The following is a 19,365-nucleotide window of genomic DNA, read 5'->3' on the forward strand; positions in this document are numbered from 1 at the left end:
CCACCCGGGCTCGCCCGGCCGGATCGACGCCGGTCGGTCAGCGGCAGCCGCAGCCGGCCAGCGCGGAGGTGATCCGGTCGAGCGCCTGCCGGGTCTCGTCGAGCGAGCCCGTCGTCCGGTCGGTGAGCACGGCGAACGTGAGCAGCCGGCCGTCGACCGTGGTGACCGTGCCGGCGATGGCGTTCACCCCGGACAGTGTGCCGGTCTTGGCGCGCACCACGCCGGCGCCGGTCCGCGTCGCGGCCACCTGGTAACGCTCGTCGAGCGTGCCGGACCAGCCGCCGACCGGCAGGCCGCCGAAGATCGCGGCCAACTCGGGGTGGCTCCCGTTGCCGGCGAGCGTGATCAGGTCGGTGAGCAGCGACGGGCTGATCCGGTTGGTGCGGGACAGCCCGCTGCCGTCGGCCAGGCTGATCTCACCGGCCGGCAGGCCGAGACCGCCGAGCACCTCGTCGGTGGCCGCCGCGCCGCCGACGAAGGACCCGGGCTTGCCCTTGGCCAGCGCCACCTGGCGGGCCATCGCCTCGGCGATCACGTTGTCGCTGTCGCTGATCATGATGTCGACCAGCCGGATCACCGGCAGGGACTCGACAGTGCCCAGTTCGGCGCCGGGCGAGGTGCCGGAGCCACCGGCGGCCGGCGCGGTGCCCCGCGTCACCTGCGCGGCGCCCCCGGTGAGCCCGAGCAGCTTGGCGAACTGCCGGCCGGCGGTCAGGTCCGGCTGGGGGACCCGCTCGGCGGCGTGGTTGGTCTCCTCCGCGGTACGCCGGGCCTGCGCCGGGTCCTTCCGGGCGCCGTCGGTCATCAGCGCGGTGATCGCCGCGCCGAACCCGCCGGTGGGGATGTCGGCGTCCCAGCCGGGTTCGAAGACCGGGCCGCTGAACAGCGTCGCGTCCACGACGACCTTGGTCGGGGCGGTGCCACCGAGCGCGGTGCGCACCTGGGCGGCCAGGTCGTCCAGCCGGGCCGCGCCCGGGTAGAAGGCGTTCTTCCGGTCCACCGCGAGGGTCGGGTCGCCGCCGCCGACCAGGACCACCTCGCCCGGGTTCGGGCCGGCCACCGCGCGGGTGGGAATCCGGTACGCGGGGCCGCGCGCGGCGAGCACCGCGACGCCGGTGGCGAGCTTGGTCACCGAGGCGGGCACCGTCGGCGCGTCCGCTCCCCTGCCGTAGAGCGCCTGGCCGGTGGTCACGTCCGCCACCGAGACGTTCACCCGGTCCCCGAGTGCGGCAGCGCGCACCAGCGGGTCCAGCGCGGCGCGGAGCCCGGCCACGGTGGGCAGCGGGGCGTTGCCGTCCGGCCCGGCCAGCACCGCCGGCGGATCGGGCTCGGGCGGTGCGGCGGTCGCGCCGGACGAGGCGCCCCCGTTGCCCAGCCAGCCGGCCACCGGGCCGGGGCGGAGCACCGCCAGCCCGGCCACGGCCAGGATCAGCACCAGCACGCCGGCCAGCGCCGCGACCAGCCGGCCGCGGCGACGCGGCGGGACCGGGGGCGGGGCGGGCGGGGGCGGCGCGATGCCGGCCGGTGGGACCGGTGGGCTCACCGGCACCGGAGCCGGCCAGTTCCCGGCCGGCCGGTCGTCGGGGCGGGCCGCGCCGGTGGGCGGAGTCGTCCGGTGGGTGAGGTTGGCGCCCGGCACGGACACCCGGCCGGTGGCGCCGGCCGGGCCGGAACCGGATCCGACGGACCGCCGCCCGTCAACCCCTCCGGGGCGGTAGTGTGAGTCTTCCCTCCCCACGGCCCCCTCCTCCCCGCTCGAAATCACCTTGGGTGACACTACTTCGGTCCGAACACTATGCGGCGGCCGGAGCCGGCGGGGGCGTTCTCCCGTGCGGGCGGCGAGCCGGTGGTTCCGTTAGCCAGCGTGGGCAAACGAGGGAGCGTGGGAGATGGATTTCGACGTCACGGTTGAGATCCCGAAGGGTCACCGCAACAAGTACGAGGTGGACCACGCGACCGGCCGGATCCGGCTGGACCGCACCCTCTTCACCTCCACGCAGTACCCCGCCGACTACGGCTTCATCGAGGGCACCCTGGGCGAGGACGGCGACCCGCTGGACGCGCTCGTGCTGGTCCCCGAGCCCACCTTCCCGGGCTGCCTGATCCGCTGCCGCACCATCGGCATGTTCCGGATGACGGACGAGAAGGGCGGCGACGACAAGGTCCTCTGCGTGCCCTACGAGGACCCGCGCCAGGAGCACCTGCGCGACATCCACCACCTGGGCGAGTTCGACCGGCTGGAGATCCAGCACTTCTTCGAGGTCTACAAGGACCTGGAGCCGGGCAAGTCGGTCGAGGGCGCGACCTGGGTCGGCCGGGTCGAGGCGGAGGCGGAGATCGTCAACTCGTACCGCCGGGCCAAGGAGGCCGCGGAGCGCGGCGAGACGCTGCACTGACGGCGAGACTTCCGGGGCCCGGGTCGCATCGGCGACCCGGGCCGCTCGCTGTTCAGGCGAGCAGGCCGCGGGCCCGGTCGTAGAGGTCGAGCACCGCGCAGGCCACCGGCACCACGGCCACCACCAGCGCGGTGTCGGTCAGGTCGGCCAGCCGGCCGAGGTACGGCGAGACGGGCCGACGGGCGTACGTGGCGCCGGCGGTGATCGCGACCAGTGCCAGGGCCAGCCCGCCGACGGTCAGCGCGAGGCGGCCCCCGGGCCCGGCCCGCTCCGCCAGCACCACGCCGAGCAGCGCGTACCCGGCCAGGCCGGCGGCGACGGCCGGCACCCGGTGCCGCACCGCCACGAAGAGCCGGGAGCGCAGCAGCAGCACCCCGGCGGCGACGGCGACAAGCAGCCGCCCGGCGGCATCCCCGGCGGCGACGAGCACCACGACGGCGCCCACGGCCAGCACCGCGTGCCCGAGCAGCATCCCGGTCAACGCCTCCTCGGCGCGGGCCACGGCCGCGTGCACCCGTCCCCGGTCGGGCAGGTCGCGGGTGCCGGCGGGGGCGGGCAGGGTGAGCGGCGGCAGCGGCAGCTTGCCGACCCGGATGGCCAGCAGCGGCAGCCCGCCTAGCGCGAAGACCAGGACGGCGAGCAGCACGGCCGCGGTGCCGGCCGGGTCGAGCAGCAGCGCGCCGAGCGCGGCCACCGCGCCGACCGCGCCGACCGTCACGCCGGCCACCGGGACCCGGGACCGGTGCGCCACGCCGAGCAGGCCGAGCACCGCCACCAGCAGCACCGCCACCGAGCCGACAAGCAGTTCGGGGGCGCCGACCCAGCGCAGGCCGGGGATCGGGCCGACCGGGTCGCCGGAACCGACCGCGAGCGCGCCGGCCGCCGCCGCCCAGGGCAGCGCGTACCCGCCGAGCGTGACGCCGACCGGGCCGTCGCCGTAGGCCCGGGAGGCCGCGGTGGCGGCGAGCACCAGGATCAGGGCGCCCGCCGCGGCGACCGGCCAGCCGCGCCCGCCGGGACCGGCGGACAGCACCGCGACCAGCCCGACCGCCAGCGGCACGGCGGCGCCGGCCAGCGCGGCGGCCCGGGTCGCCCCGGCCGACCAGGCGACGCCCCGGCGGCGGGCGCCGTCCACGATCGCCTCGACCACGTCGTCGTACTCCAGCTCGGGCCACTCGGCGCGGGCCGGCACGAGATGCAGCACCTCGCCGTCGCGGACGCCCTGCGGCAGCAGCGCCTGGGCGGTGGCCAGCACCGCGCCGTCGGTGCGTCGCAGCACCCAGCCGCCGTGCCGTTCGCCGTCGTCGGCGAGCCCCTCCCCGGCGTGCCGGAGCACCTCGGGCAACAGCTCGGCCAGGGGAACCTGCTCCGGCAGGGCCACGTCGACCCGTCGCCGGGGCGCGCTGATCGTGACCCGGGCGAGCCCGCTTGTCATCGACGCATCTCCATCATCGAGCCGGAACGGTGGGCTGACGGACGGAAGGACTTTACCTACTATGAGCCAGGCTCGGGTTACCGAGAGCCATGGGAGGCCGTGTGTCCACTGTCGTCATCAAGCGACCGCCGCGCCGGCCGGCCCCGGAGATCCCGGTCGGTGAGCTGCCCGTCGAGGCGCCGCCGGAGATCCCGGTGGCGACCGGCGGGCGCTGGCAGCAGGCGCTGATGGTGCTGCCGATGCTCGGCGGGACGGTGGCCATGGCGATGATGTTCGGCCGGGGCGGCGGCGCCTACTCGTACGTGGTGGGCGGCATGTTCGGGCTCTCCTCGCTGGCCATGCTGGTGACCACCTGGGGCAGCGCCGGCCCGAAGAAGTCCGAGCTGATGGCCGCCCGTCGGGAGTACCTGCGCCACCTGGCCACGCTGCGTCGCCGGGTCCGGGAGACGGCCGGCGCCCAGCGCGCCGGGCTCGCCTACCGCCACCCGGAGCCGGGGCGGCTCTGGTCCACCGTCGACAGCCACCGGGTCTGGGAACGGCGGCCGGGTGACCCGGACTTCGCGGTGGTCCGGGTCGGCGTCGGGCCGCAGACGCTGGCCACCCCGCTGGTCCCGCCGGTCACCCGGCCGCTGGAGGAGCTGGAGCCGATGACCGCCGGGGCGCTGCGGCGCTTCCTGGACGCGTACTCGGTGGTGCCGGACCTGCCGGTGGCGCTGTCGCTGCGCAGCTTCGCCCGGGTCTTCGTGCGCGGCCCGGCCGGCGAGGTACGCGGCACCGGCTCGCCGGCCGCCCGGGCGCTGGCCCGGGCGGTGCTCACCCAGCTCGCCGTCTTCCACGCCCCGGACGAGCTGCTGATCGCGGTCTGCGCCGGCCCGGAGCGCCGGGACCGGTGGGAGTGGGTGAAGTGGCTGCCGCACGCCCACCACCCGGCGCGCACCGACGCGCTCGGCCCGGTGCGGCTGGTCACCAGCGCCGCCGCCGACCTGGAACGACTCCTCGACGACGTGCTCGGCAGCCGGTCCCGGTTCAGCCCGCACGGCCCGGCCACCGACGGGCCGCACGTCGTGGTGGTGCTCGACGGCGGCGACCTGACCGGGGCCGCCGACCTGGCCGGCGACGGCGGCATCGACGCGGTCACCGTGCTCGACCTGGACACGCCGCCGCCCCGGCTGCTCGACCGGTACGCGCTGCTGCTCGACCTGGTCGACGGCCGGCTGCACTCGCACTCGGCGGAGGGGCCCGCCGAGGTGGGCGCCGCCGACGCGTTGCCGACGGCCGACGCGGAGGCGGTCGCGCGGCGGCTCGCGCCGCTGCGGCTGGCCGGCGCGGTACGCGGGTCGGACGCGCCGCCCGGTGCCGAGCCGGGTCTGCCGGAGCTGCTCGGTCTCGGCGACCCGGACGGTTTCACCGCCGAGCAGGGCTGGGCGCCCCGCGCCGCCCGGGACCGGCTACGGGTGCCGATCGGGGTGGGCGCCGACGGCGGGGCGATCGACCTCGACCTCAAGGAGTCGGCGCTGGACGGCATGGGCCCGCACGGGCTGCTGATCGGCGCCACCGGCTCCGGCAAGTCGGAGCTGCTGCGCACGCTGGTGCTCGGCCTGGCCGCGACGCACAGCTCGGAGCAGCTCAACTTCGTGCTTGTCGACTTCAAGGGCGGCGCCACGTTCGCGCCGTTCGAGCGCCTGCCGCACACCGCCGCCGTGATCACCAATTTGGCGGACGCGCTGCCGCTCGTCGACCGGATGGTCGACGCGATCAACGGGGAGCTGATGCGCCGCCAGGAGCTGCTGCGCCGGGCCGGCAACTTCGCGAGCGTGCGTGACTACGAGCGGGCGCGTGCCGCCGGCAGTCCGCTCGCCCCGCTGCCGTCGCTGCTGCTGGTCTGCGACGAGTTCTCCGAGCTGCTCTCCGCCAAGCCCGACTTCATCGACCTGTTCGTGCAGATCGGCCGGCTGGGCCGGTCGCTCGGCGTGCACCTGCTGCTGGCCAGTCAACGGCTGGAGGAGGGCCGGCTGCGGGGGTTGGACACCCACCTGTCGTACCGGATCGGGTTGCGCACGTTCTCCACGTTGGAGTCCCGGACGGTGCTCGGCGTGCCGGACGCGTACGAGTTGCCCCGCAGCCCGGGGCACGGGTACCTGCGCTCCGGCACCGAGCCGCTGGTCCGGTTCAAGGCGGCGTACGTCTCCGGCGCGGTGCGTCGGCGCACCGGCCCGGCGGGTGCGTCCGGCGTCGGCGCCGCGCGGGTGCTCGCGTTCTCCACCCACCTCGCGCCGGTGCCCGCGCCGGCCGCGCCGGCCGCGCTCCCGGCCGAGGAGGAGAGCGGCGAGACGCTGCTCGACCTGCTTGTCGACCGGCTGGCCGGGCAGGGCCCGCCGGCGCACCGGGTGTGGCTGCCGCCGCTGGACGCCTCCCCCACGCTCGACGAGCTGCTCGGCCCGGTCGGCGTCGACCCGGTCCGCGGGCTCACCGTGGCCAATCCCGAGCTGCACGGCGCGTTGCAGGTGCCGGTGGCGGTGGTGGACAAGCCGTTCGAGCAGCGGCGGGACCTGTTCTGGCTGGCGTTGGACGGCGCGGCCGGGCACGTCGCGGTGGTCGGCACCACCCGCAGCGGCCGGTCCGCCGTGCTGCGCACGCTGGTCTGCGCGCTGGCGCTCACCCACACCCCGGCCGAGGTGCAGGTCTACTGCCTGGACTTCGGTGGCGGCACGCTCGGCGCGCTGCGGGACCTGCCGCACGTCGGCGGCGTGAGCGGGCGGACCGACGGCACCGCGGTGCGCCGTACCGTCGGGGAGGTCGCCGGCCTGCTCGCCGAGCGGGAACGGCGCTTCACCGAGTCCGGGGTGGAGTCGATGGCGGCGTGGCGCCGGCGACGGGCCGCGACACCGGCGGCCGGCACCGACCCGTTCGGGGACGTGTTCCTGGTCGTCGACGGCTGGAACACGCTGCGCGGCGAGTACGAGGACCTGGAACCGCTGGTCACCGAGCTGGCCACCCGGGGGCTGGCGTACGGGGTGCACGTGGTGGCGAGCGCGCTGCGCTGGTCGGACTTCCGCCCGGCGATCCGTGACCTGTTCGGCTCCCGGCTGGAGCTGCGCCTCGGCGACCCGGCCGATTCGGTGGTGGTCAAGCGCGCGCTGGCGGCCACCGTGCCGGAGGAGCGGCCGGGGCGCGGCATCACCGCCGGCGGGCTGCACTTCCTCACCGCCGAGCCCCGGTCGGCCGCGCTGGGGGACGCGACCGCCGACCTGGTGAAGGCCGTCGCCGACGGGTGGTCCGGCCCGGTGGCGCCCCGGGTGCGGCTGCTCCCGCCGGTGCTGCCGTACGCCGAACTGGACCAGAGCGCGACGACCGGGCTGGCGTTCCCGGTCGGGGTGGCGGAGGCGGATCTGGCCCCGGTGGTGCTGGACTTCGCCACCGAGCCGAACTTCGTGGTCTTCGGCGACGCCGAGTGCGGCAAGTCCTCGTTCCTGCGCGCGCTGGCCACCTCGATCGTCCGCCGGTTCACCCCGGAGCAGGCCCGGGTGATCCTGGTCGACTACCGGCGCAGCCTGATGGGCGCCATCGAGACCGCGCACCTGATCGGGTACGGCACGGCCGCGCCGCACACCACCGAGCTGATCGAGTCGGCGGCCGGTTACCTCCGGGGGCGGCAGCCCGGCCCGGAGGTGACCCCGACCGAGTTGCGTGCCCGGACGTGGTGGACCGGGCCGGAGCTGTTCGTGCTGGTGGACGACTACGACCTGGTGGCCGGCGGGCCGACCAACCCGCTGCGCGCGCTGGAGGAGCACCTGCCGCACGCCCGGGACGTCGGGCTGCACCTGGTGCTGGCGCGGCGCTCCGGCGGCGCCGGGCGGACCGCGTACGAGCCGATCATCCAGCGGCTGCGGGAGCTGTCCACCGCCGGGCTGGTGATGTCCGGCGGCCCGGAGGAGGGGCCGCTCGTCGGCCAGGTGAAGGCCGGTCCGCTGCCACCCGGTCGGGCCCGCCTGGTCACCCGGCGTGAGGGCGTCCGTCTGGTGCAGTTGGCTCATCTCCCGCCCGGATGAGCCGGGTGCGCCGAGTTGCCCCGGGACGGCCGGGACTACCGGTAATCTCCGAGCAGCATGTGTCGGCCGCGACGGAATGGCTGGGGAATGTGACTGGGGATCGGCAGGGGCTTCCCGGCGTGCCGTCCCGGCGTCTCGCCGGGCGTGCGCTGCTGGCCGGCGCGGCGGCGTTGGCCGTCACGGCCGGCCCGCTGGCCCCGCCGGCACACGCCGCGCCGGCCACCGTCCGGGTGCCGGCCTGGTCCGCGCCGGAGCGCGTGTTCCGGGCCGACCAGGTCCGCGACGAGCAGTGGCAGTTGGCGGAGCTGCGGGCGAAGACCGCCTGGCGGACGTCGACCGGGCGCGGCGTGGTGGTCGCGGTGATCGACTCCGGGGTGGACGCTTCGCACCCCGACCTGGCCGGTCAGGTGCTGCCCGGCCTCGACCTGGTCGAGCCGGGCGGCACGGACGAGCCGGACCCGGTGGGGCACGGCACCACGGTGGCCGGGCTGATCGCCGGGCGGGCCGACGACGACCACGGCGTGGTGGGGCTGGCACCGGACGCCCGGATCCTGCCGGTCCGGGTGCTGGACGCGGAGAACCGGTACGACGACGCGTTGATCATCGCGAAGGCGGTGCGCTGGGCGGTCGACAACGGCGCCCGGGTGGTGAACCTGTCGCTCGGGGGCGGCGGCGACAGCCCGGCGCTGGCCGCGGCGCTCGACTACGCGTTCGCCCGGGACGTGGTGGTGGTCGCCTGCACCGGCAACCTGGCCACCTCGACCACCACCCAGGTCTGGTACCCGGCCCGTGAGCCGGGCGTGCTGGCGGTCACCGGCCTGGACCGCGACAGCGAGAACCTCTGGTCCGGCTCGATCACCGGCCACGAGACCACGCTCAGCGCCCCGGCCACGGCGCTCTACGGCGCCCGCTCCCGGGGCGGCTACTGGCGGGTGCAGGGGACGAGCTTCGCCGCGCCGTTGGTCGCCGCGACGGCCGCCCTGGTCCGGGCCCGCTATCCGCGGATGTCGGCCGGGGACGTGGTGAACCGGCTGGTCAGCACCGCCCGGGACCTCGGCCCGACCGGCCGGGACGACCGGTTCGGGTACGGCATGGTCGACCCGGTGGCCGCGCTCACCGCCGACGTGGCGCCGGTGGGGCGCAACCCGCTCGACGACAACGCCGCCCCGGGCGTGGTGGGCTTCGGTCCCGCCCCGGGCGAGGGCCCGGACACCCGGGCCGCGGCGGCGGGGCAGGGCGGCGATCCGTTCGGTCGCCCGCGGCCGGCCGGTTGGTCGGCCGGCGCGGCGGGCCAGACCGACGACCCCGCTCCGGGACGGCTCTGGACCGGGCTGGCCCTGCTCGTCGCCCTGGTCACCGGCTCCGCGCTGGTGGTGCGCCGGTTCCGGCGGGCCCGCCGCTGACCGGCGGGTCTGACCACGCCCTGCCCTGGGTAGTGAACGCCGCATGAACAGCACCGGGCCGGCGTCCACGCGCGACCGGTCGTGGCGGAGCCGCCGCCTCGACCCCGACCACTCGCTGGGACTACGCCTCAGCCTGGCCGCCGCCGCGGCGATCCTGGTGCTGGTGCCGTTCGCCCTGCTCGCGCTTCTGGTGCTGGGCGCCTGGCCGCCGCTGCTCCGGCTGGACGCCTCGGTCACCGACGCGTTCCACGGATACGCGGTGCACCATCCGCTGTGGGTCCGGGTGATGACGGTCTGGACGCACGCGTTCGGGCCGGGTCCGCTGCGGGTGGCCGCCGCGGTGGCGGTGGTCTGGCTGCTGCGGCGCGGGGCGCCCCGGCTGGCGGTCTGGGTGGTCACCACGATGCTCGTCGGCGGCCTGCTCGGCGCGCTGCTCAAGCTGCTGGTCGGCCGGGACCGGCCGGACCTGCTCGAACCGGTGGCCCGGGCCGCCGGCTACTCCTTCCCGTCCGGTCACGCGCTGAACGCGGCGCTGGCCGCCGGGGTGCTGCTGTTGCTCTTCCTGCCGTTCGCCCGCGACAACCGCGCCGGCCGCATCGCGCTCTGGACGGCGGCGACGCTGCTCACGGTGGTGACCGGGTTGAGCCGGATCGCGCTGGGCGTGCACTGGACCAGCGACGTGGTGGGCGGCTGGGTGCTGGGGGTGGCCACGGTCGCCGCCACCACCGCCGCGTTCGCCACCTGGCGCGCCGGGGCCGGCCGGCGGCCGGCCCGCCCGCTGCGCGAGGGGGTCGAGCCGGAACTGGCCGACCCGGAGGATCGACACGCGTAACAGGACGGCCACCTGGGTAAAGGGCGGCTCATGTCCGATGTCGCGGTCCAGATCGCCCGGCGCGTCCTGCTGCCGGTGGCCCTGCTCTTCGCCGTGATGGTGGGGTTGGGCCTGCTGGTCACCCGGGTGCTCACGCACACCTGGCCGTTCACCGTGGAGGACGCGGTGAACCGCGAGTTCGCCGGTGACCGGTCGTCCGGCTGGAACGACGTGTCGCTGGTCTTCAGCACGCTGGCCAGCACCCAGATGATCGTCGTGGTGACGGTGCTGGCCGCGCTGGTGCTGCGGCTGGTGCTGCACCGCTGGCGGGAGCCGATCTTCCTCTGCGCGGCGGTCAGCGCGCAGGCGCTGATCTTCCTGTTCACCACCATGGTCATCGACCGGAACCGGCCGGCGGTGGAGCACATGGACGCCTCTCCCCCGACGTCCAGCTTCCCCTCCGGGCACACCTCGGCGGCGACCGCGCTCTACGTCGGCCTCGCGGTGCTGCTGGCGCTGCGGGCGCGCAGCACCCCGGCCAAGGTCACCTGGTGGACGCTGCTGGTGCTGGTGCCGGTCGGTGTGGCGCTCACCCGCATGTACCGGGGCATGCACCACCCCAGCGACGTGGTGGCCTCGTTCGTCAACGGCGGCACCTGTGTCGCGATCATGGCGCGGGCGGTGCTCGACCGCACGCTCACCTGGGGCCGGGCGAACCTGTCGCTGAGCCGGCCGGGCGACGACGTCGCGCCGGCGGGAGCCACTGCCGGCGGCTGAACCGTTCTCGGGCGGTGAGGATTCGACCGTCCGAATATCGTCATCATCGAAGCCGACTTTTCCCGGAATTTGCGGGACGCGCTCGTATCACTCTGGTGGTACGAGGGGCCTCGATGGGACGGAGAGCCGGAATGGCGCGACAGGAATCCTTCGGGCGGAGCCTGCTGGTGTCCGTCGACGCCCGCGGTTACGGCGCCGCGGACGGCCGCCGGCAGGCCAACTTCCAGGAAGCCCTGGTACGACTGCTCGACGAAGCCGCGGAGCGGGCCGACCTGCACCGTTCCTCGTGGCGACGGCAGCCGGCCGGGGACGGCGAGCTGGCCCTGCTGCCCCCGGACGCTCCGGAAGACCTGCTGATCGACGACTTCGTTCCCGCTCTCGACAGGTGCGTGGCCCGCCACAACGCCGACCTGACGACGCCGGCCCGGCTGCGGCTGCGCCTAGCCGTCCACCACGGTGTGGCCTTTCCCGGCGCGAACGGCTATGTGGGCGCGGGCGTCGTCGTGGTGAGTCGCCTGGTGGACTGCGGGGCCGCCCGCAGGATCCAGGACGCGGCCGACGACATCGGCCTGGTGCTCATCCTCTCCAACCGGGTCTACCTGGACACCGTGGCCCAGCGACACACGCATCTCGACCCGGCGCGGGATCTGGTGCGGGTGCCGGTGCAGGTGAAGGAGTACCGCGAGGACGCCTGGCTGCACGTGCCCCGCTACCGCGCCGAAGGGCTGCGTGACCTGCTCGACAGCCACCCGGCGCCCGACGTCGGGTCGACCGGCCCCGCCCGACCCGACGTCGAGGAGCGGTCGGACGCCACGGCTGCCCCGCCGGTGGCGGCGGCCCGGCCGGGCGAGCCGAACGCCTGGACCCGCCGGTACCAGGCGGAGGTGATAAGCGAGTTCAACGGGCCCGTCAAGGCCGAGGTGATCGGCATCAAGAAGGTGGACGGCCGTGGGTGAGGTCGCCGCCCCAGGGCGCGAACCCGACGACCGGCCGGCCCCGGACGCCTCGACGGCACCCGGCGGCGACCCCGGTGACCGCGGAGGTGCCGACGCGGACGGCCACCGGGGACCACGTGTGCCCCACGACGATCCGGTCCCGTCGGCGGGTGGCGGCAGCCGCGGCGACAGGCCGGACGCGCCGCCCGCGACCGACGCCGCGGGCACCGCGACGGCGGGGCCACGCGACGGCTGGCAGAACCACCTGCCGCAGGTGATGCAGGTCTTCAACGGCCAGGTCACCAGCGACGTGGTGGGCGTGGCCGGTGGGGAGGGCCGTGACCGCCGTCCTGTGACCGGCAAGCTCGAAGCCGCGGAGGTGGACCTCGAACTGGGCCACTTCATCCCCCCGTCGGCGTACGACCGGGCGCTGGAGGCGCTGCTCACCGAACGCATCGTGGTCCTGTGCGGGGCCACCGGCAGTGGAAAGCGGACCAGTGCGCTCGGCCTGCTACGCGACGCCACCCACCTCCCGCTCGTGGTGCTCTCCTCCGTCATCACGCTCAAGGAGTTGGCGCAGCGCAGCTACGAGCCCGGATACGGCTACCTGGTGGTGAACCACCAGGGCGAGGGCAGCGTCGCGGAACGGGACTTCACGTGGCGGACGGTTCGCGACCGGATCCGCGAGTGCGAGGCCTACCTGGTGGTGACCACCGCCGACCACGACGGCGTCGTGGAGACGGTCCGGCAGTTCCCCTGGCAGCGGCCCGACCTCCGGGCGGTGTTGCGGGGATGGCTGGCCGGCACGTCCGTCGAGCCGGCGCTGGCCGAGACCCTCGCGGATCAGCTCACCGACGAGTACACGATGGGCGACGTCGCGAGGATCGCTCGCCGGGTCGCCGCCGGCGAGCCCTACCGGGACGTCCTGGCCGAGTTCGAGGCCGGTTCCGCGTCCCGGGTCCAGGAGTGGTTCGACAAGGAGCCGAGCGTCCAGGAGGTGCTGGAGGTGACGGTGCTGGCCTTCCTGGAGGGCGTCAACCACCGGACGCTGGAGGCCCAGGCCGTCCGCCTGGAACGGCTGCTGGCCGACCGGCTGCGGGACGAGCAGCCCGGCCGGGAGCGGCCGGCCGTGGAACCCGGGTCGCTCGCGTTGCCCGCCGGTCGACGGCGGCGGACCACAGGCGACGGACTGATCGCGAGCGAACAGGTCAGCCTCGGTGTCACCACCCGCCCGCTGCCCGTGTTCCGCCGGCCCGAGTACCGCCGACACATCCTCGCCGAACTGTGCAGGCGTTACGACAGCCCGTTCTGGGACGCGATGCGGGAATGGCTACAGGCACTGGTGGTGGGCGAGTCCGCGGTGCGGTGTGCGCAGGGCCTGGCCTGGCTGGCCGCGGTCGACTTCGACGAGGTCGAGCAGTCGTACCTCGATCCGTGGTCGCGTGGCGAGGCGGGCTGGACCGGCCAGACGACGGCCGCCTATCTCCTGTGGTGGATGTGCCTCAACGAGGAGACCACCCCCGCCGCCCTCGGCCTGGCCAAGTACTGGGCCTCGCACGGCAACCCGCGGCAGCGGTGGACCGCGGCCATGGCGTACGGCGGCGAACTCGGCATCCGCGAGCCGACCCAGGCGGTCAACCGCCTGTGGCACCTGGTGACGACGAGCGCGGACGGCGACGAGGAGGCCGCGTCCGCCCTCGCCATGCTGTTCGCCACGCTGACCGTGCACACCGAGGAGGCCGGCCGGGTCGTGTCGCTCCTGACCCGCGTCCTCCGCCGGCCACCGCGCCGGCCGGGCGACGCGCGGGTCGTCGACCGGGCGCGGCTGGTGCTGTTCAAGGTGCTGCTGATCCGCGATCCGGACCGTGGGGAACTCGCTTCCTTCATGTTTCTCGACAAGCATCCGGAGCGCGTCGCCGATGTCTCGACGCTGTGGGCGGAGGCGATCTGCAACCGTCCCCACCGGGAGACGGTCCTGAACGCGCTCTGGTCGGGCCTCCACCGCCTGGGGCGGATCAGCGCGACACCTGTCGCGCACGCCCATGCCCTGGCGCAGGGCCTGGCCGCGGCGCTGCCCCCGGCCGAGGCGCTGAGCTTCCAGCACGACTTCCGACTCGTCGACGTCCGACGCGGCAACCCTTCCCGGCCGGCGCAGCAGTCCCTCGCCCTCGTCCTGTTGGACGTGCTCGAACGGTACTGCCGGGCCCCTCGACCGAAGGACTGACATGACCACCAGTTACCCGATCCTGAGCCAGGACTATCTCGCGCCCGCGCCGAGCAGAGGAATGCTGGGCATGCGCAGGAAGACGCGGGCCGGGCAGCGGCTGCCGCGTCCGCACGCACACCAGGTGCTGGTGTACCGCGTGGACGGGTCGTACGTCGTCGACGACGGACGGCTGCCGCCGGACGACGCACAGGTCGTCCGGGCGACGCACGTCAGCCTCGTCGACCGGGGCAGTGAGGTCCCGGTCGTGGTCCAGTTCACCGTCAGCTCGGCGGAGGCGAGCGACTTCACGGTGCGGGCGACGTTCGTCTGCTCCGTGACCGACCCGGTGCGGGTGGTCCGCGAGAACGTCAACGCCCACACCGCGCTCCTGACCTACCTGAAGCGCTACCACCGGTTGTCCCAGATGGGCGTGGGACATCGGATGTCCCAGGTCAACCAGGTGCGGCGCGCGGTCGAGGGCCACCTCCGGGCGTACACCGAGAAGCGTCCCGCGATGATCCCGGGGCTGCACGCCACGTTCGCCGCGGTGGAGGTGCTGACCCCCGACGAGGTGGCCGCCTTCGAAAAGGCCCTGCGGGAGAAGCACCGCAAGCACCTGCTGGACACCGCGGACCAGGACTACACGCACGCCCTGGCGACCGGGCAGGACCGGAACGTCCGCGACCGCGCGGACGAGGACCGCGAGCATCGGCAGCGGATCGAGGTGGAGACCGAGGAGCACGCCGACCTCGTCGAGTTGACGCGGCTACGCCGCCGGCTCCGGATCCAGGAGATCGAGAGCGAGGCGGCACGCCTGCGGGCCGCGCAGGCCGTGGACATGATCGGCGGCGATCCGATCAAGGCGCAGATCTACGCGCACACCGTGGGCGACCTCGGCGCGAAGGAGCTGGCGGAGAGCATGCTCGCGCAGGAGGAGCGCAGGGACGACGCGCGGCGCGCCGACGAGGCGCAACGCCTCCAGTGGGAACGGGAGGACCAGCTCCGACGGGGACGGGAGCAACGCGAGGACCAGCAGCGGCGGATGGCGATCAACGTCGAGGTGATCCAGGAGATGGCGAAGCACGGGCACGCCAACCTCCTCAACATCCGGCTGGAGCGCATCATCGCGGAGGTGACCGGCACCCCCCTCGACGAGCTGAGCGGGCCCCCTCCGGCGGCGGTCGGCCGCTCGGCGCACACCGAGATCGAGGCGTCCGAGCGGGCCGTCCCGGACGACGGCGGCGAGGCGCGCACCGGCGGCCGGGTGGACGACGACATGGGATTGCGGGAAGAGGATGACTGACACGCTGCCCGCCTCGTCCGTGACGGCCGGCGGCGACGTCGCCGGCACGGAGCCGTACCGCCCGGCCCCGCCCGCCCACGGGCCGGCGCGGTGGGCCCGGCGTCTCGTGGGGGTCCGGGAGGATCTGCTGGACTGGGTGCCCGAGGAGCGCCCCCGCTATGCCCGTCTCGGGCTCATCGTGGTGAACACGGGACTGATGGCGGCGCTCTCGCTGGCGACCGCGCTGCACCGGGTGGTGGACGTCCCGTGGCCGGCCATCGTGCCGGCGGCGCTCTTCTGGGGTTTCCTGGTCGTCACCATCGACAGTTGGTTGATCTCCAGCACCCACGGGCTGCTCGGCGGCCGGCGGCTCGCGCTCTTCGTCCCACGTCTGGTCATCGCCCTGCTGATGGGCGCCGTGATCGCGGAACCCCTGTTGCTGTGGGCCTTCCAGCCCGCCATCCACGCCCAGCTCGACCGGACCCGCAACGGCGAGGTCAACGAGATCGCCGGACGGCTCAAGCAGTGCAACCCGGCCGACGGCTCCGCTGTCGACGTCGACGCCTGCGGCACGTTCCGCCTCCCGCTGGCGAGCCCGGACGACGAGCGGGAGAAGTTGCGCCGGGCGACCGCGGAACGGAACCTGCTCCGCGCCCAGGTCGACAAGTCCAGCGCGGAACTGCGTCGCCGCCAGGCCTTCGCCGAGAAGGAGTGTGCCGGAAGGTCGGGGCCCGGCCTGTCGGGGACCGCGGGTAAGGGTTTCCGGTGCGACAACGCCTGGAAGGTGGTCGAGCAGTACCGCCAGGACAGCCGGATCGTCGAGCGGCAGGCCAGGCTCGACCAGTTGGACGCCGCCATCGCCGCCTCCACGAACACCCTGGCCGGCCGGACGGCTGACTACGCCGCGCAGGTCGACCGGGCCATCGCGGCCAGGCTGGACGAAGAACGGCAGATCAGGAAGCCGATCGGTGTGCTCGACGAGGACCGCGCCCTCGGCGAACTCTCCCGGCAGAGCGGCTTCGTGCTCGCCGCGCAATGGCTGGTCCGACTGCTGCTCATCACGATCGACTGCCTGCCGGTGTTGGCGAAGTTCCTCGGTGGCAGCACCACCTACGACCTGATCGTCAACCGGCAGATCGAGGCGGGCAAGCGTATGCACCACTCGCTCCTCTCCACCCACGAGCGCCGCACCCAGGCGGCGTCCGACGTGGCGATCCGAGAGATCGACCACGACCGGGACACCCGGATCCAGGCGGTGGACGAGGCCGACCGGGTCGCCCAGGCCCGCTACGACGCGGAACTGGACGCCGAGATCGATCGGCTGGCCGAGCGGTACAGCCGCGACCCCCGGGACGACGACTGATGCCCGGGACGGCAGTCGCCGCCCGCCACCGATCAGGCGGCCGGGAAGTCGAGCTTGGCGCGCAACCGGTGGAGATCCCGGACGACCAGCGAGCGGTATCCCGTCTCGACCAGTCCGTCCCGGCGCAACACGCGCAGCGCCCGCTGCACCGTGTCCTCGGAGGCGCCGACCATCGCGGCGAGTTCGCCCTGCCGCAGCGGCAGCGGAATCCGGACAACACCGGGTGCGGCGGGTTCACCGGCGAGGACCGCGAGTTCGACGAGGACACTCACCAGCCGGCTCTGCAACGGCTGGGTGGCGAACTCGACCCGGCGTCGGTTCGCCGCCGCGAGCCGCTCCGCGACGACGGCCGCCACCTGCACCGCGGCCTCCGGGTTGCGGCCGAGGAAGTGGCGGAACACCGACGCCACGATCACGCGCGCCGTGACCGGCGAACACGCCACCACCGAGGCCTGACGTGGGTGCCCACTGGTCGCCGCCAGCTCGCCCACCGTGTCTCCCGGGCCGCGTACCGCCAGGAGCGCCTGCCCCTCACCGGCCGCCATCGTCACCTTGGCGAACCCGCTGAGCAGGAGGAGCACATGGCTGTCGTCCCGTCCCTCGTGGATCATCCGGGCCCCGTCGGCGTACCGCCGCACCGCCCCCAGCCCGAGCAGTTCGTCACGCACCGGCGCCGACAGTCGGCCCAACAGGCTCCCGGATCTCCACGGTGGAGTTGCTCTCAATCGTCGCCCCCAGTCCACGGCCAGCCGATCAGGCAGGCAGTCGTCGCCCATCAGGCTGATTCATGGGCCCGGCCGGCACAACCACGTACCGGCCGGGTTCGGAGCCGAAAGCAGGAGCAGTCACCGGCGCACCGGTCGCGTCCCCCCGAAAGCGGCCCGACGCGGCCCTGCGGAAAGGCAAGGCCCATGCGACAAAAGACGTCTCGCCGCCCGGAACGGTCATCCGGACGCGGACGACCGCCGACCCCGTCCGCTCCGTCGGACGTCGAGCACGCGTGGCGGGCGCTGACCGTGGCGTTGGAGATGGTGAAGCACGCGGAGACGAAGGCGGCAGCCACGCTGGCCGCCGCCGGCGTGCTGGGCGGGGTTCTCTACACCTTCGCGCAGCGCCTCGACCGCCCCGGACCGGCTCTGGTGGTGGCGGTGACCGGTGCGGCCGTCCTCCTCGTCTCCGCGGTGATCGGCGCCGGGCTGGCGTTGCGTCCGAGGGCGGGCCCGCGCGGCGGACCGGTGAGTCTCCTCTACCACCAGAGCGTCGCGGACCTGTACCGGCGTGGCCCCGACGAGTACGTCGACGCGTTGCGGGGCCTGGTACGGGACCCGGACGCCCTGATCCGGGCCGTCGCCACCCAGGTCTGGGTCAACGCACACGTGGCGAGCGCGAAGTACCGGTGGGGCAATCTGGGCGTGTTCGGTCTCCTCGGCGGCACCTGCCTGCTGGCCGTCGCCGCGGCGGTCGCCCGGCACTCGTCCGGCTGATCGGCCGGGCGTCGCTCAGGTGCAGTCGCCGGTGGCCACGCCCCGGGTGCGTTCCGCGCCGGCCAGCGCCACCGACCGCGCCTCGGCGGCGGTCACCGCGAAGCCGGTGTTCGGGTCGTCCGCCGCCGCTGCGAAGATCACGCCGAGCACCAGCCCGTTCGAGGAGACCAGCGGGCCGCCGGAGTTGCCGCTGCGCACCAACGCGCGGATCGTGTAGATCTCCCGCGTCACGTCCCCGGAGGAGTAGATGTCCGGCCCGGTGATCCGGTCGACGTCCCGCACCCGGGCCGGTCGGGCGTCGTACGGGCCGTCCAGGGGGAAGCCGAGCACGATCGCGTCCGCCCCGCTGGCCGCCGCACCGGCGGCGAAGCGCAGCGACGGCCCGGGCAGCCCCGGCACGTAGAGCACGGCCAAATCCCGATCCGGGTCGTAGACCACCACCTCGCCGTCGTACCGCTCGCCGCGCAGTTCCACCGCCACCGAACGGGTGCCGGCCACCACGTGCGCGTTGGTCATCACCCGGTCGTCGGCGTAGACGAAGCCGGAGCCCTCGATCCGGCGGGAGCAGCTCGGCGCGGAGCCGAGCACCTTCACCACCGACCGCTTGCTGTTCTGCACCACCTGGGAGTTGGCCAGCGCCGGGTCGGGCGGCGAGACCTGCCGGGCGTTGGTGCTGCCCAGGCCGTTGAACACGTCGGGGAAGCCGTTGGTGTCGACGGTGTCCCGCAGGGCGGTGGAGAGTTCCTGCGCCCGGTCGGGCAGCACCCGGTCCACCACGGTGAGCAACGCGCTGTCCTTGACCGAGGCGGCCAGCCAGGGCACCGACGAGGAACCCAGCGGCACCGCGACCAGCCAGGCCACCAGCATGACCGCGATGACCGAGATGAACGCGCCGCCGACGTCGTCGACCTTCTTGCCGGCCGGCCCGGTGATGGCCGCGCGCAGGTTGGAGCCGAGCCAGCCGGCCAGCGCCTGCCCCAGCACGGCGAGCCCGAAGATCGCCACCAGGGAGATCAACACCCGGGTGCCGCTGGACGCGAACTGCCTGGCGATCAGCGGGCCGACCTGGAGGCCGAGCAACGCGCCCAGGAAGAAGCCCGAGAACGACAGCGCTCCGACGACGAAGCCCTGGCGGTATCCGCTGATCGCGAACACGAGCATGAGCAGGAGCAGGACGAGATCCACGGCGGACACGCCCCAAGGGTACGGGCACCGGGCCGGTGG

14 protein-coding genes are annotated in these 19,365 nt (G+C 74.5%); 10 read left to right on the forward strand and 4 right to left on the reverse strand.

Going from position 1 to position 19,365, the window contains the following annotated elements; all coding sequences use genetic code 11:
• Window positions 1-37 precede the first annotated feature (37 nt).
• Window positions 38-1,549: a D-alanyl-D-alanine carboxypeptidase/D-alanyl-D-alanine-endopeptidase gene (gene dacB, locus ACIA6B_RS16355; RefSeq protein ID WP_396774155.1), complete on the reverse strand. Its 1,512-nt coding sequence runs from the start codon at window positions 1,547-1,549 to the stop codon at window positions 38-40.
• 340 nt (window positions 1,550-1,889) lie between these two features.
• On the opposite strand from dacB, the gene ACIA6B_RS16360 reads away from it, so the two are divergent.
• Window positions 1,890-2,396: an inorganic diphosphatase gene (locus tag ACIA6B_RS16360; protein WP_091070192.1), complete on the forward strand. Its 507-nt coding sequence runs from the start codon at window positions 1,890-1,892 to the stop codon at window positions 2,394-2,396.
• A 52-nt stretch (window positions 2,397-2,448) separates the two neighbouring features.
• Here the strand turns inward: ACIA6B_RS16360 and eccD are convergent, their stop codons facing one another.
• A complete protein-coding gene (gene eccD, locus ACIA6B_RS16365) occupies window positions 2,449-3,831 on the reverse strand; it encodes a type VII secretion integral membrane protein EccD (RefSeq protein WP_396774050.1) in 1,383 nt (460 codons plus the stop codon).
• A 101-nt stretch (window positions 3,832-3,932) separates the two neighbouring features.
• On the opposite strand from eccD, the gene eccCa reads away from it, so the two are divergent.
• From eccCa to ACIA6B_RS16405, 8 genes are all read left to right on the forward strand, one after another.
• Window positions 3,933-7,880, forward strand: a complete 3,948-nt coding sequence (gene eccCa / locus ACIA6B_RS16370; protein WP_396774052.1) for a type VII secretion protein EccCa — start codon at window positions 3,933-3,935, stop codon at window positions 7,878-7,880.
• 89 nt (window positions 7,881-7,969) lie between these two features.
• Entirely contained in the window at window positions 7,970-9,283 is a 1,314-nt protein-coding gene (gene mycP, locus ACIA6B_RS16375) for a type VII secretion-associated serine protease mycosin (RefSeq protein WP_396774053.1), read from the forward strand.
• A gap of 43 nt (window positions 9,284-9,326) precedes the next feature.
• The gene (locus ACIA6B_RS16380; RefSeq protein WP_396774055.1) at window positions 9,327-10,115 is read left to right on the forward strand and encodes a phosphatase PAP2 family protein; all 789 of its coding nucleotides are present in this window, start codon (window positions 9,327-9,329) and stop codon (window positions 10,113-10,115) included.
• Between the two features lie 30 nt (window positions 10,116-10,145).
• Complete coding sequence (locus ACIA6B_RS16385) at window positions 10,146-10,871, forward strand: phosphatase PAP2 family protein (RefSeq protein WP_396774057.1); 726 nt, start codon at window positions 10,146-10,148, stop codon at window positions 10,869-10,871.
• 131 nt (window positions 10,872-11,002) lie between these two features.
• The gene (locus tag ACIA6B_RS16390) at window positions 11,003-11,827 is read left to right on the forward strand and encodes a hypothetical protein (protein WP_396774058.1); all 825 of its coding nucleotides are present in this window, start codon (window positions 11,003-11,005) and stop codon (window positions 11,825-11,827) included.
• Between the two features lie 118 nt (window positions 11,828-11,945).
• Entirely contained in the window at window positions 11,946-14,030 is a 2,085-nt protein-coding gene (locus tag ACIA6B_RS16395; protein WP_396774060.1) for a hypothetical protein, read from the forward strand.
• A gap of 1 nt (window position 14,031) precedes the next feature.
• Window positions 14,032-15,315, forward strand: coding sequence for a hypothetical protein (locus ACIA6B_RS16400; RefSeq protein WP_396774062.1), 1,284 nt, complete (start codon window positions 14,032-14,034; stop codon window positions 15,313-15,315).
• Entirely contained in the window at window positions 15,308-16,657 is a 1,350-nt protein-coding gene (locus tag ACIA6B_RS16405) for a DUF4407 domain-containing protein (RefSeq protein WP_396774064.1), read from the forward strand. The genes ACIA6B_RS16400 and ACIA6B_RS16405 overlap by 8 nt, the downstream gene beginning before the upstream one ends.
• A 32-nt stretch (window positions 16,658-16,689) precedes the next feature.
• Here the strand turns inward: ACIA6B_RS16405 and ACIA6B_RS16410 are convergent, their stop codons facing one another.
• Complete coding sequence (locus tag ACIA6B_RS16410; RefSeq protein WP_396774066.1) at window positions 16,690-17,325, reverse strand: Crp/Fnr family transcriptional regulator; 636 nt, start codon at window positions 17,323-17,325, stop codon at window positions 16,690-16,692.
• 360 nt (window positions 17,326-17,685) lie between these two features.
• Here ACIA6B_RS16410 and ACIA6B_RS16415 point away from each other — a divergent pair, with 360 nt between their 5' ends.
• A complete protein-coding gene (locus ACIA6B_RS16415) occupies window positions 17,686-18,141 on the forward strand; it encodes a Pycsar system effector family protein (RefSeq protein WP_396774068.1) in 456 nt (151 codons plus the stop codon).
• Between the two features lie 15 nt (window positions 18,142-18,156).
• On the opposite strand, the gene ACIA6B_RS16420 is transcribed toward ACIA6B_RS16415, so the two are convergent.
• Entirely contained in the window at window positions 18,157-19,335 is a 1,179-nt protein-coding gene (locus ACIA6B_RS16420; protein WP_281934339.1) for a MarP family serine protease, read from the reverse strand.
• Window positions 19,336-19,365: the final 30 nt, after the last annotated feature.

This window comes from Micromonospora sp. NPDC051141 (assembly GCF_044455765.1).
GTDB lineage: Bacteria > Actinomycetota > Actinomycetes > Mycobacteriales > Micromonosporaceae > Micromonospora.